Source organism: Geodermatophilus sp. SYSU D00879 (assembly GCF_054050375.1).
Genome location: NZ_JBJGZF010000016.1, coordinates 1 through 12,403 on the forward strand (window position 1 = coordinate 1; position 12,403 = coordinate 12,403).

A 12,403-nucleotide genomic window follows, 5' to 3' on the forward strand; every position below is an offset into this window, starting at 1 on the left:
CCGCCCGAACGCCCCCCCCCGCCGCCTGATCGCGCCCCGAGCCCCCCGGCGGGCGCCGCCCGCCCCCCCCCCCCCCCCCCCCCGGGACGGTGCGCCCCTGACGGGGCGCGGTCGGGTCAGGACGGGCCGTGGCCCGAGGCGGAGGAGCCGCCGTGCTGCCCGGAGGACTGCTGACCGGGGTCGGTGGCCGGCGACGGGGTGTACGGCCGGCCGTGACCCGGCTGCCCGGGCTGCCCCGGCTGGCCCCACGGCTGCGCCGGCCGGCCGTCGTAGGGGGCGGGCTGGCCGTACGGGCCCGGGGCGCCGTACTGACCGGGGGCGGCGGGCGGGCCCGGGGTGCCGCCCTGGCCGACGCCGAAGTCCGGCGCCTGCTGGTTGGCCCACTGCGCGGCGCCGGCGAAGGCGCCGGGCAGCGCCGGCTTGGTGCGCATCTCCGGCAGCAGCCGCAGGAACGCGAACACCGCCACCGCGACGGTGACCAGGAAGCCGAGCAGCGCGAAGACCGAGAAGCCGGCGTCGAAGGTCTGGATCCAGGCGATCAGGGTGAGCAGCGCGGCCAGCCCGGCCAGGCCCACGGTGATCCAGCTGCGCGGGAAGCCCAGGTCCAGCGGCACGACCGCCGGCAGCAGCGCCCACACGGCGGCCAGGAGCAGCAGCACGAAGCTGAAGGTCACCAGGCCACTGACCTCGAAGCCGGAGAAGCTGTAGCTGATCTCCGGGACGTCGAAGCCGGGGACGTCGAAGCCGAAGTCGTCGCTGCTGGAGAAGGTCGCCCACGGCAGCAGCGCGAGGACCAGGTAGACCAGCGCGCCGGCGGCGACGACGTAGTCGGCCGTCCTCAGGCGCTTGAGGTCGAAGCTCGGACCGGCCGGGCGCGGGGCCTGGCCGTACGGCGAGGGGGCGCCGGGTGGCGGCTGCTGGCCGTACGGCTGCCCGTAGGGCTGCGGCGCGCCGTGGGGCGGCTGCTGGCCGTAGGGCGGCTGCTGCCCGTACGGGGCCTGCTGGCCGTAGGAAGGCTGCCCCTGGGGAGCGCCGTAGGGGGGCGGCTGCCCGTACCCCGGCTGCTCGTACCCCGGCTGGCCGTACCCCGGCTGGCCGCCCGGTCCCGGCTGCCCGGGCATCCCGGGCTGCTGAGGCGGCTGACTGGACGTCATCGTTCGACTCTCCCTCGTCACATCGGTACGGCGTCGCGGATGCTCTCCCCCCCCGTCGACGGGCTGCAACCTCGCCACGCTCGCCCCTCACCACCAAGGGCGAGATCGTGACCGCCTCGCAGCCCGTCCCCGGGAAGCGGAACTGCCCCGGCTCCTGGGGGAGCCGGGGCAGTTCACGCGGGTGGCGCTCAGGCGCCGACGATCTCCCGCATGAGGCGGGCGGTCTCCGACGGCGTCTTGCCGACCTTGACCCCGGCGGCCTCGAGGGCCTCCTTCTTGGCCTGCGCGGTGCCGGCCGAGCCGGACACGATGGCGCCGGCGTGGCCCATCGTCTTGCCCTCGGGCGCGGTGAACCCGGCGACGTAGCCGACGACCGGCTTGGTCACGTTGGCCGCGATGAAGTCGGCCGCGCGCTCCTCGGCGTCGCCCCCGATCTCACCGATCATGACGATGGCCTCGGTCTCCGGGTCGTCCTGGAAGGCCTGCAGGCAGTCGATGTGCGTGGTGCCGATGACCGGGTCACCGCCGATGCCGACGCAGGTGGAGAAGCCGATGTCCCGGAGCTCGTACATCATCTGGTAGGTCAGCGTGCCGGACTTGCTGACCAGGCCGATCTTGCCCTGCTTGGTGATGTTGGCCGGGATGATGCCGGCGTTGGAGCGCCCGGGGCTGATCAGGCCGGGGCAGTTCGGGCCGATGATCCGGGTGGCGCCGCCCTGGGCGTGGGCCCAGAAGTAGGTCGAGTCGTGCACCGGGATGCCCTCGGTGATGACGACGGCGAGCCCGATCTGGGCGTCGACGGCCTCGATGACCGCGCCCTTGGCGCCGGCCGGCGGCACGAAGATGACGCTGACGTCGGCGCCGGTCTCCTTCATGGCCTCGGACACGCTGCCGAACACCGGCACGCTGGCGCCCTCGAAGTCGACGCGCTCGCCGGCCTTCTTCGGGTTCACGCCGCCGACGATCGCGGTGCCGGAGGCGAGCATGCGCTGGGTGTGCTTGCGCCCCTCCGAGCCGGTCATGCCCTGGACGATGACCTTGCTGTTCTCGTTGAGGAAGATCGACATCTCTTCAGGTCCTGTCGGGAGTGGGCGGTCAGGCGGCGGCGAGCTCGGCGGCCCGGCGCGCGGCGCCGTCCATCGTGTCCACCAGGGTCACCAGCGGGTGGTTCGCCTCGGCGAGGATGCGCCGGCCCTCCTCGACGTTGTTGCCGTCGAGCCGGACGACGAGCGGCTTGGTGGCCTCGTCGCCGAGGATGCCCAGCGCGTGCACGATGCCGTTGGCGACCGCGTCGCAGGCGGTGATGCCGCCGAAGACGTTGACGAAGACGCTCTTCACGGCCGGGTCGGACAGGATGATGTGCAGCCCGTTGGCCATCACCTCGGCCGAGGCGCCGCCGCCGATGTCGAGGAAGTTGGCCGGCTTGACCCCGCCGACCTCCTCGCCCGCGTAGGCGACGACGTCGAGGGTGCTCATGACGAGCCCGGCGCCGTTGCCGATGATCCCGACCTCGCCGTCGAGCTTGACGTAGTTGAGGTCCTTCTCCTTGGCCGCGGCCTCCAGCGGGTCGGCCGAGGCGGTGTCCTCGAGCTCGGCGTGCTGGGGGTGCCGGAAGGAGGCGTTCTCGTCGAGGGTGACCTTCGCGTCGAGCGCGAGGACGGTGCCGTCGGGCGCCTTGGCCAGGGGGTTGACCTCGACCAGGGTGGCGTCCTCCTGGGCGAAGGTCTCCCACAGCTGGACGGCGATGGCGATCACCTGGTCGCGCACCTCGGGGGCGAACCCGGCGGCGTCGACGATCTCGGCGGCCTTCTGCGCGTCGACGCCGGTCGTGGCGTCGACGGGGACGCGGGCGAGGGCCTCGGGCCGCTCGACGGCGAGCTGCTCGATCTCCATGCCGCCCTCGACGCTGGCCATGGCCAGGAAGGTGCGGTTGGCGCGGTCGAGCAGGTAGGAGAAGTAGTACTCCTCGGCGATGTCGCTGGCCTGGGCGACCATCACGCGGTGGGTGATGTGGCCCTTGATGTCCAGCCCGAGGATGTCCTGGGCCCGCGCCCTGGCCTCGTCGGCGTCGTTCGCCAGCTTGACGCCGCCGGCCTTGCCGCGGCCGCCGGTCTTGACCTGCGCCTTGACGACGACGGTCTGCCCGATCTCGCGGGCGATCGCCTCGGCCTGGTCGGGTGTCTCGGCCACGCCGCCGGGCAGCACGGGCACGCCGTGCGAGGCCAGCAGGTCACGCGCCTGGTACTCGAAGAGATCCACGAACAGGCACCGTAAACCTCGCCCGTCCCGGCCGCCGCACCGGCACCGGGCCCCGTGCGCGGGGTCACAGACCCCCGGAGAGCCGCCGCAACGCGGCCACGACGTCGTCCGGCGGGGTGCCGTCGGGGAAGCGGCGCACGCCGGCGGGCAGGTCGCCTCCGCCGTCCCCGTCGCCGTCCCCGAGGACGAAGGCGGTGACGTCGTCGACGCCGGCGGCGGACAGCCGGTCGAGCAGCTCGCCGAGCAGCCCCGGCGGCGCCCCGGCCACGCCGACGGCGTCGGCGTCCTCCTGCACGACGGTGGCGGCGAGCCGCCCGGCCGAGGTCACCTCGCCGGTCAGCACGACCTCGGCGCCGGTGTCGCGCAGCGCGCGGGCGAGGGCGACCGCGCGCGGGTCGTCCTGCCCCTGGGGCCCGGCGACGACGACGCGCAGCCGCTCGCCCGCCGTCACCGGGCGGTGGTGCGGCGCAGCCGCCAGGCGAGCACGGTGAGCAGCGCGTAGCCCAGGCCGGCGGCGAGCAGCCCGGCGCCGGGGACGGTCCACTCCAGCTCGTCGGAGGCGAGGGCGTCGCGCAGCCCGCCGAGCCCGGCGGCGAGCACGGTCACCGCGACGGCGAGGAAGCCGCCGACGGCGGCCAGCCGCGGCCGCAGCGAGGGCGCCAGCACCGAGGCGAGCAGGACGGCGCCGGCCAGCAGCAGCCCGCCGAGCAGCGCCAGCCCGGGCCGCTCGAGCAGCGCCTGCGGGCCCTGCTGCTCGACGACGACCTCCAGGCCGGTGGACGGGTCGTCGACCAGTCGGTCGGGGACGTCGGCGGCCGGCAGCGCCAGGCACAGCACGGTGAGGACGCCGAGCAGCACCGCCGCGCCGGCCAGCGCGCCGCGGGCGGGGTCCAGCGCGCCGCGGTCCTCCATGACCGTGCGGCTCCACGCGGTCGCGGCGCACCCGCCGGCCAGGACGGTCAGCGCGAGCCCGGCGACCTCCAGCCACCAGCCGGCCCCGGTCTGCACGGAGCTGGTGAGCACCCGCTCCCCGGCCAGCACCTCGACGCCGGGACGGACGGTGGAGGCGCTGCCGCGGTAGACCTCGATGAGCAGGGAGCCCAGCGCCAGCACGCCGCCGACGCCGGCGTAGGCCAGCCCGAAGCGCGGCACCCGGCCGGCGGCGAGCCCCGCGCCCACCGCGACGGCGGTCAGCGGGACGACGAGGCCGACCAGCGCGCCGCCGAGCCCGCCGGCCAGCGACAGCTCCCGGCCGCCGACGACGAGGTAGGTGGGGAACAGCGCGGCGACCCCGGCCAGGCCGGCGAGCACCAGCAGGACACCCGCGGCGCGGGCAGTGCCGGGCCGGTGGCCGACGACCAGCCCGTCGTCCGGGACGGGAGGGGCGGCCGGGGTGCGGGCCGGGCGCCGGTCCGCGGCCGGGCGGGCGCCGGTGCGCCGCGCCCCGGCGCCCGCGGACCCGGTGCGGCGGGCGGCACCCGCGGCCCCGGGCCGCCGGGCGCCGTCCCGGGTCCGGTCGTCGCGGGCAGCACTCTCACGGCCGGCCACGGGTCCCCCTTCGTCGAGATGTGTCGCGTTCCGGTCTCGATCTCGTCGAGATCTCCGCATCGCCTGTGTGACGGTCACCACACCAGGGCATTACCGTCGCGTGAACCGAGCACCACTGCGGTGCTCCGCCGCTGACGGGCCCGGGTCCCTGGACGCCGCCGGCGGCAGTCGAACGGGAAGGACGTCCATGCGCGCGACCGGCGACCCCGGGTGCCGTCCAGAGTGGCACACCGGAGAGCCCTCCCCGGGTACGCCACGGGACGCTCTGCGGGCGCTGGTCTCGCCCACCACCGTCGCCGGCGGGCTCACCGAACTGGCCTGGGTCGGGGCGCACGCCCTGCTCTACCCGCTCGGCGCGCGGACCGAGGCCCTGCTGCTGGACCCGCGCCGCCGCCCGGGCGTCCAGCCGGCCGCCGTCCGCGCGCTGTTCGCCGCCGACCCGCTCGCCGCCCGCGTCCCGGTGCTGCTGGTGCACGGGCTCATCGACAACCGGTCGATCTTCACCGTCATGCGCCGCCGACTGCGGCGGCGCGGGTTCACGCAGGTCTGCACCTGGAACTACAGCCCGCTGCTGGGCGACGTCGCCGAGGGCGCGCGCGACCTGGGGGAGCACGTCGAGCGGATCTGCGCCCGCACCGGCCACGACCGGGTGCACCTGGTGGGACACAGCCTCGGCGGCCTCATCGCCCGGCACTACGTGCAGCGCCAGGGCGGGGGCCGGCGGGTCGAGTCGCTGGTGACCCTCGGCACGCCGCACGGCGGCTCGGTGCTGGCCCACCTGCTGCCGACACCGATGGTGCGCCAGCTGCGGCCCGGGTCGCCGGTGCTCCAGGAGCTCGCCGAGCCGGCGCCGGACTGGTCGACCCCGATGACCGCCGTCTACAGCAACCTCGACCAGATCGTCGTCCCCACCGTCGCCGGCCGGTGCGACCACCCAGACCTGCGGGCGCGCAACGTCCTCGTCCGCGGCGTGGGGCACATGTCGCTGCCGTTCCACCGCGGCGTCGTCGACGAGGTGGCCGCGACGCTGGCCGGGCTGCGCCCGGCCGCCCCAGCGCCGCTCGCCGCCGCCGCCTGAGCGGCACCCCACCCCGGGTGGACATGGCGACACGCAGCGTCGCGTCCCACGGTCGGCCCTGACGGAACGTTACGGTCCGATCACGGCGCCGGTACCCACCGGCGGGCGCCTCGCAGGCGCCTCCACCGCCGTCGCTCCCCCGACGGACTGCCCCACGCAGGAGTCCCGGGAGCGTGGACGAAGGGTGTCCCGTGACCTCGCTCCTCGAGCCCGCGGCGACCGGCCGCCGGGCGACCGGGCCCGACGCGACCGGCCGCATCTCGTCCGGCCCGCTGGGGACCCCGGCCGTGCCGCCGGTCCCGCGGCCCGCGGTGCCGAGCACCGTCCTCCCCGCCCGGGTGATCGCCCCCGTCGCCGCCCCGGCCGAGGACGTCGCGGTCGAGGACGTCGAGGTCGAGGACGCCACCGAGGCCGCCTCCGGGGCGGCCGGCACCGAGCCCGCGGACACCGGGCCCGCCGCGCGGCGCACGGTCCGCCGCCCACCCGGCCGCCGCGGCCCGCTGTGGCTGGGCGCGCTCGTCGCCGGTGCGCTCGTCGCCGCCGTCCCCGCCCTCACCGGCGCCACCCCGGCCCCGGCCGCCTCGGTGAGCGCCGCCGACTACGGCCTCGGCGCCGCCGACATCGGCCTGACCGGGGACATGGAGGACGCCGGCGTCCGGCAGGGGATCACCCAGGCCGAGGCCGCCGTCCGGCTGTCCGAGCTGGCCGCCTCCCGCGCCGCCCGCGAGCCGCGGACCGTCGCGCCGACGACCGGCCGGATGACCACCTGCTTCTGCCAGCGCTGGGGCTCCATGCACTGGGGCATCGACCTGGCCAACTCCCTCGGCACGCCGATCCACTCGGTCACCGACGGGGTCGTGCTCCGCGCCGGCCGTGCCTCCGGGTACGGCAACGCCGTCTACATCCAGGACGCCGACGGCAACGTGCACATCTACGGGCACATGCGCTACTACGACGTCTCGGCCGGCGACATCGTGCACGCCGGTGACGAGATCGCGAAGATCGGCAACGAGGGCCAGTCCACCGGCCCGCACCTGCACTACGAGATCCACCGCGGCGGCATGACCGGCCGGCCGATCGACCCCGAGGAGTGGCTCGCCGACCACGGCGTCACCCTCTGACCCCGGCGCACCGCCCCTGGAGCGTTCCTCGTGCTCCCGGGGTGCTGCAGGACCCGGGGAGGTCGCAGCCGTCCCCAGGAGCGGACCTCCTGCTTACAGCTTGACCAGCGGGGCGTAGCGCAGGACGAGGCGCTTGGTGCCGCCGGAGCCGAAGTCGACCGTGGCCTGTGCCTTGTCGCCGGCGCCGTTGACCTCGACCACCGTGCCCAGGCCGAACGCGTCGTGGCTGACCCGGTCGCCGACCTCGACCGAGATCACCGGCCGGTTGCCGCGGCCGCCGCGCAGCCCGCCCGTCGACAGCCCGGTCGCCGCCACCCGCTGCTGCGCCGACGAGCCGGTGCTCGGCGCCGGCGTCGGGTCGGTGCGCGCCCAGTGCACGGTGTCCGAGGGCAGCTCGTCGAGGAACCGCGACGGCGGGTTGTAGGCCGGCTGCCCCCAGCTGGTGCGCACCGTGGCGCGGGAGAGGAACAGCCGCTGCCGGGCGCGGGTGATGCCGACGTAGGCCAGCCGCCGCTCCTCCTCCAGCTCCCGCGGGTCGCCGAGCGCCCGCAGGTGCGGGAACACGCCGTCCTCGAGGCCGGTGAGGAACACGACCGGGAACTCCAGGCCCTTGGCGGTGTGCAGCGTCATCAGCGTGACGACGCCGGCCTCGTCGCCGGAGACCGGGATCTGGTCGGCGTCGGCCACCAGCGAGACCTGCTCGAGGAAGTCGGTGACGGTGCCGCCGGGGTTGGCCGCCTCGAACTCGGCGGCCACCGAGATGAGCTCGTTGAGGTTGTCGACGCGGCCCTCGTCCTGCGGGTCGGTGCTGGCCTCGAGCTCGGCCAGGTAGCCGGTGCGGTCGAGGATGCTCTCCAGCAGCGCGGCCGGGCCCGAGCCGGTCTCGACCAGCTGCTCGAACTCCTCGAGCAGCGCGACGAACTCCTGGATCGCCTTGAGCGACCGCGGCGCCAGCGTGGTGATCTCCGGGCAGCGGCGCAGCGCCGACGGGAACGCGATCCGCTCGCGGTCGGCGAACTGCTCGATGCAGGACTCGGCCTTGTCGCCGATGCCGCGCTTGGGCGTGTTGATCACCCGGCGGAGGCTGACGACGTCGGCCGGGTTGGCGACCACCCGCAGGTAGGCCAGCGCGTCGCGGACCTCCTTGCGCTCGTAGAAGCGCACCCCGCCGACGACCTTGTAGGGCATGCCGACGCGGATGAACACCTCCTCGAACACACGGGAGGCGTTGTTGGTCCGGTAGAAGACGGCGATGTCCGCGGGCCGGACCGTGCCGGCGTCGACCAGCGCGTCGATCTGCTCGGCGACCCAGGCGGCCTCGTCGTGCTCGTTCTCGGCGACGTAGCCCTCGATCAGCTCGCCGTCGCCGGCGTCGGTCCACAGGTTCTTGGGACGGCGGCCGGTGTTCTTCGCGATGACGGTGTTGGCCGCCTTGAGGATCCGCTGCGTGGAGCGGTAGTTCTGCTCGAGCAGGATCGTCGTCGCGTCCGGGTAGTCGCGCTCGAACTCGTCGATGTTGCGGATCGTGGCGCCGCGGAAGGCGTAGATCGACTGGTCGGCGTCGCCGACGACGCACAGCTCGGCCGGCGGCACCGGCCCCTCGCCGGTGCCGACCAGCTCGCGGACCAGCACGTACTGCGCGTGGTTGGTGTCCTGGTACTCGTCGACCAGCACGTGCCGGAACCGGCGCCGGTAGTGCTCGGCGACGTCGGGGAAGGCCTGCAGCAGGTTGACCGTCGTCATGATCAGGTCGTCGAAGTCCATGGCGTGCGCCTCGCGGAGCCGCCGCTGGTAGAGCGTGTAGGCCTCCTTGAGCACCTTCTCCGGTGCCGTCTGGGGGCTGAACGCCTCCTCGTCGACCAGTTCGTTCTTCAGGTTCGAGACCTGGGCGGCGAGGCTGCGGCCGGGGTAGCGCTTGGCGTCGAGGTCGAGGTCGCGGGCGACCATCGTCATCAGGCGCACCGAGTCGCCCTGGTCGTAGATCGTGAACGACGACTTCAGGCCGAGCTTCGCCGACTCGGCGCGCAGGATCCGCACGCACATCGAGTGGAACGTGGACACCCACATCGCCCGGGCGCGGGGCCCGACCAGCTGCGCGACGCGCTCCTTCATCTCGCCGGCGGCCTTGTTGGTGAAGGTGATCGCGAGGACCTCGCCCGGCTGCACCCCGCGGGCGCCGAGCAGGTAGGCGACGCGGTGGGTGAGCACCCGGGTCTTGCCCGACCCGGCACCGGCCACGATGAGCAGCGGGCCGCCCTCGTGGACGACGGCCTGACGCTGGGGACCGTTGAGTCCGGCCAGCATGCGGTCCAGTTCCCGGCCGGCCGAGCCGGGAGCGGAACGCTGGAGCGCGGCGGTTCCGGGGAGGGCCTGCTGCACGCTGCTCATAGCCACACCACTGTAGTTCGGACCGGCGACGGACCCGCCCGCGCCGGACCGCCCCTCGTGGCCGCCGGGCGTGCTGTGGCACACTCGGCGACGTGCTGCTCGCCACCGTCAGCTTTTACTACGGGCACCGGGTTCCGGTGTCCGTCGCCGCCGGCTGAGCAGCCGCCGCAACGAACGCCCCGGGCCCGAGGAGCCCGGGGCGTTTCTCGTTCCCCGGGGTCCGACGGCCCCTCCCCGCCCCGGAGGAACCCGATGACCGCCACCCTGCCGCCCACCGACGCCGACACCCGCATCACCGAGCTGCGCGGCGAGATCGACGCCTGCGACGCCGAGCTGATCGCGCTGGTGCAGCGCCGGCTCGCCGTCTCGCAGCAGATCGGCGAGCTGCGCCGCTCCACCGGCGGCACCCGGCTCTCGCTGTCCCGGGAGCAGCAGGTGATCGACCGCTTCCGCACCGCGCTCGGTCCCGACGGCGCCGCGCTCGGGATGCTGCTGCTGCGCCAGGGCCGCGGCCACCTGTAGCCGGGGGCCCCTCGAGCCCCGTGCGAGGGGCCGCCGTGTCACGTCCCGGGCGGCTGCGTCGTCTCCATGGACACCCCACCGGAGAGGACGCCGCCGTGACCGAGACCCGCACCGCCCGCATCCCGCTCGACCCGCCGCGCACGCTGTTCACCCGCGTCGTCGACCGGTACTCGCGCCGCACCTACGGCGCGACGCTCGACCCCGCCGCCGCGATGGCCCACCACCCGCGGCTGCTGTTCACCGAGCTCCGCCACGAGCAGTCCCTCGCGAGGTGGGACCGGCTCGACCCGACGCTCAAGTCGCTCGCCGTCATGTCGGCGGCGGTGACCGTCGGCTGCTCGTGGTGCGTCGACTTCGGCTGGTGGATCGGGACCGCGCACGAGGGGGTGGACCCGGCGAAGCTGCGCGCCGTCCCTGCCTGGCGGGACAGCGACGTGCTCACCGACCTCGAGAAGCGGGTCGTGGAGTACGCCGAGGCGATGAGCACCATGCCCCCGGGCGTCACCGACGAGATGGTGGCCGCGCTGCGGCGCGATCTCGACGACGCCGCCCTGGTCGAGCTGACCATGATGGTCGCCGTGGAGAACAGCCGGTCGCGCGTCAACAGCGCCCTCGGCCTGACCAGCCAGGGCTTCCGGGACCGCTGCGAGCTCCCGGCCCCCGCGTGACCGGCCCGCTGCCGGCGTTCGACGCGCACCGGCGGCTGCTGTTCACCGTCGCCTACCAGATGCTGGGCAGCGTCGCCGACGCCGAGGACGTCGTCCAGGACGCCTGGCTGCGCTGGTCGGCCGCCGACCGCGACGACGTCGCCGACCCGCGCGCCTACCTGGTCCGGGTCACCACCCGGCTGGCGCTGGACCGGCTGGACTCCGCCCGGGCGCGCCGGGAGACCTACGTCGGCCCGTGGCTGCCCGAGCCGCTGCTCACCGACGCGACCGCGGACCCGGCCGACGAGGCGGTGCTCGGGGAGGAGGTGTCGCTGGCGCTCCTCGTCGTCCTGGAGAGCCTGTCCCCCGCCGAGCGGGCGGTGTTCGTCCTGCGCGAGGTGTTCGGGCTGCCCGCCGCGGAGGTGGCCGCCGTCCTCGGCCGCTCGGAGGCCGCGGTCCGGCAGATCGGGCACCGCGCGCGGGAGCACGTGGCCGCCCGCCGTCCGCGGTTCGACGCCGACCGGGCGACCCACCGCGAGGTCACCGAGCGGTTCCTCGCCGCGTGCGCCGGCGGCGACGTCGACGCGCTGCTGGCCGCGCTGGCCCCGGACGCGGTGCTGCTGACCGACGCCGGCGGCCGGGCCAAGGCGGCGCTGCGGCCGATCACCGGCGCGGACAAGGTCGCCCGCTTCCTCGCCGCCGTCATCCCCGGAGGGGTCTCGCAGCCGGGGCTGCGGATGGTGCTGACCGAGGTCAACGGCCGGCCCGGGGTGGCGGCTTGGACCGACGGGGAGCCCCTCGTCGCCGTGTCGCTGGTCGTCACCGACGGGCTGGTCCAGCAGGTCCTCGTGGTGCTCAACCCGGACAAGCTGGCGGGCCTGCGGGTGGGCGCGCCCCCTGCATAGGCTCGCGCGGTGACCGCCGTCCCGCCCCGGAAGCCCGCCGAGCACGTCGAGCGCGTCCTGTGCGTGCTCGCCCACCCCGACGACGTCGACTTCGGCAGCGCGGGCACCGTGGCGACCTGGACCGCGGCCGGCACCGAGGTCGTCTACTGCATCGTCACCGACGGCGACGCGGGCGGGTTCGACGAGACCCCGCGCGACCGGATGGGCCTGCTGCGGCGGGAGGAGCAGCGCGCCGCGGCCGCCGCCGTCGGCGTCACCGACGTGCGCTTCCTCGGCTACCCGGACGGCCGGCTGGAGCTGACCCTCGACCTGCGCCGGGACATCAGCCGGGTGATCCGGCAGGTGCGCCCGCAGCGGGTGCTCACCAGCTCCCCGGAGCGCTGGTACGAGCGGGTCGGCGCCAGCCACCCCGACCACATGACCGTCGGCGAGTCGACGCTGCGCGCCGTCTACCCCGACGCCCGCAACCCGTTCGCCTTCCCGGAGCTGCTGGCCGACGAGGGCCTGGAGGCGTGGACGGTGGAGGAGGTGTGGCTGGGCGCCAGCCCGCGCGCCGACCACGCCGTCGACGTGACCGACGTCGTCGAGCTCAAGTTCGCCGCGCTGAAGAGCCACGTGACGCAGGTCAGCCACCTCGACGACCTGGAGTCCTTCGTCACGGGGTGGATGGCGCAGACCGCCCGCCGCTTCGGCCTGCCCGACGGCCGGCTGGCCGAGGCCTTCCACGTCGTCCACACCGCCTGACCGCGGCGGACGTGACGACGGGGCCGACCCGCGAGGG

12 protein-coding genes are annotated in these 12,403 nt (G+C 75.2%); 6 read left to right on the forward strand and 6 right to left on the reverse strand.

Annotated features, from left to right (window positions below; genetic code table 11):
* Nucleotides 1–116 precede the first annotated feature (116 nt).
* The 5 genes from ACI79B_RS18135 to ACI79B_RS18155 form a co-directional block, all read right to left on the reverse strand.
* Entirely contained in the window at nucleotides 117–1,154 is a 1,038-nt protein-coding gene (locus ACI79B_RS18135; RefSeq protein WP_456930219.1) for a hypothetical protein, read from the reverse strand.
* Nucleotides 1,155–1,342: 188 nt separating this feature from the next.
* On the reverse strand, nucleotides 1,343–2,221 hold the full coding sequence (gene sucD / locus ACI79B_RS18140; RefSeq protein WP_456930220.1) for a succinate--CoA ligase subunit alpha: 879 nt from the start codon (nucleotides 2,219–2,221) through the stop codon (nucleotides 1,343–1,345).
* A gap of 28 nt (nucleotides 2,222–2,249) precedes the next feature.
* A complete protein-coding gene (sucC, locus tag ACI79B_RS18145) occupies nucleotides 2,250–3,413 on the reverse strand; it encodes an ADP-forming succinate--CoA ligase subunit beta (RefSeq protein WP_456930221.1) in 1,164 nt (387 codons plus the stop codon).
* A 64-nt stretch (nucleotides 3,414–3,477) separates the two neighbouring features.
* On the reverse strand, nucleotides 3,478–3,864 hold the full coding sequence (locus ACI79B_RS18150; RefSeq protein ID WP_456930222.1) for a cobalamin B12-binding domain-containing protein: 387 nt from the start codon (nucleotides 3,862–3,864) through the stop codon (nucleotides 3,478–3,480).
* Nucleotides 3,861–4,961, reverse strand: coding sequence for a hypothetical protein (locus tag ACI79B_RS18155; protein WP_456930223.1), 1,101 nt, complete (start codon nucleotides 4,959–4,961; stop codon nucleotides 3,861–3,863). The genes ACI79B_RS18150 and ACI79B_RS18155 overlap by 4 nt, the downstream gene beginning before the upstream one ends.
* Before the next feature lie 187 nt (nucleotides 4,962–5,148).
* Between ACI79B_RS18155 and ACI79B_RS18160 the strand changes: the two genes are divergently transcribed.
* Entirely contained in the window at nucleotides 5,149–6,039 is an 891-nt protein-coding gene (locus tag ACI79B_RS18160) for a lipase family alpha/beta hydrolase (protein WP_456930224.1), read from the forward strand.
* Nucleotides 6,040–6,230: 191 nt separating this feature from the next.
* Nucleotides 6,231–7,160 carry a M23 family metallopeptidase gene (locus tag ACI79B_RS18165; protein WP_456930225.1) on the forward strand — a complete coding sequence of 310 codons (930 nt, stop codon included), beginning with the start codon at nucleotides 6,231–6,233 and terminating at the stop codon, nucleotides 7,158–7,160.
* Nucleotides 7,161–7,253: 93 nt separating this feature from the next.
* Here ACI79B_RS18165 and pcrA read toward each other — a convergent pair whose 3' ends face one another.
* Nucleotides 7,254–9,548, reverse strand: coding sequence for a DNA helicase PcrA (pcrA, locus tag ACI79B_RS18170; RefSeq protein WP_456930226.1), 2,295 nt, complete (start codon nucleotides 9,546–9,548; stop codon nucleotides 7,254–7,256).
* A 252-nt stretch (nucleotides 9,549–9,800) separates the two neighbouring features.
* Here pcrA and ACI79B_RS18175 point away from each other — a divergent pair, with 252 nt between their 5' ends.
* The 4 genes from ACI79B_RS18175 to ACI79B_RS18190 all read left to right on the forward strand — a co-directional run bounded on the left by ACI79B_RS18175 (nucleotide 9,801) and on the right by ACI79B_RS18190 (nucleotide 12,366).
* Complete coding sequence (locus ACI79B_RS18175) at nucleotides 9,801–10,070, forward strand: chorismate mutase (protein ID WP_456930227.1); 270 nt, start codon at nucleotides 9,801–9,803, stop codon at nucleotides 10,068–10,070.
* Between the two features lie 95 nt (nucleotides 10,071–10,165).
* Nucleotides 10,166–10,738 (forward strand): carboxymuconolactone decarboxylase family protein, encoded by a 573-nt coding sequence (locus ACI79B_RS18180; protein WP_456930228.1) that lies wholly within the window; start codon nucleotides 10,166–10,168, stop codon nucleotides 10,736–10,738.
* Nucleotides 10,735–11,622, forward strand: coding sequence for an RNA polymerase sigma-70 factor (locus tag ACI79B_RS18185; RefSeq protein WP_456930229.1), 888 nt, complete (start codon nucleotides 10,735–10,737; stop codon nucleotides 11,620–11,622). The genes ACI79B_RS18180 and ACI79B_RS18185 overlap by 4 nt, the downstream gene beginning before the upstream one ends.
* A gap of 9 nt (nucleotides 11,623–11,631) precedes the next feature.
* Nucleotides 11,632–12,366 (forward strand): PIG-L deacetylase family protein, encoded by a 735-nt coding sequence (locus ACI79B_RS18190; RefSeq protein ID WP_456930230.1) that lies wholly within the window; start codon nucleotides 11,632–11,634, stop codon nucleotides 12,364–12,366.
* The last annotated feature ends 37 nt before the right edge of the window (nucleotides 12,367–12,403 follow it).

Excerpts from the sequence above, each read along its gene's own strand:
- ACI79B_RS18135 (WP_456930219.1), bottom strand. The coding sequence starts at position 1,154 with ATGACGTCCAGTCAGCCGCCTCAGCAGCCCGGGATGCCCGGGCAGCCG.
- sucD (WP_456930220.1), bottom strand. The coding sequence starts at position 2,221 with ATGTCGATCTTCCTCAACGAGAACAGCAAGGTCATCGTCCAGGGCATG.
- ACI79B_RS18160 (WP_456930224.1), top strand. The coding sequence starts at position 5,149 with ATGCGCGCGACCGGCGACCCCGGGTGCCGTCCAGAGTGGCACACCGGA.
- pcrA (WP_456930226.1), bottom strand. The coding sequence starts at position 9,548 with ATGAGCAGCGTGCAGCAGGCCCTCCCCGGAACCGCCGCGCTCCAGCGT.
- ACI79B_RS18175 (WP_456930227.1), top strand. The coding sequence starts at position 9,801 with ATGACCGCCACCCTGCCGCCCACCGACGCCGACACCCGCATCACCGAG.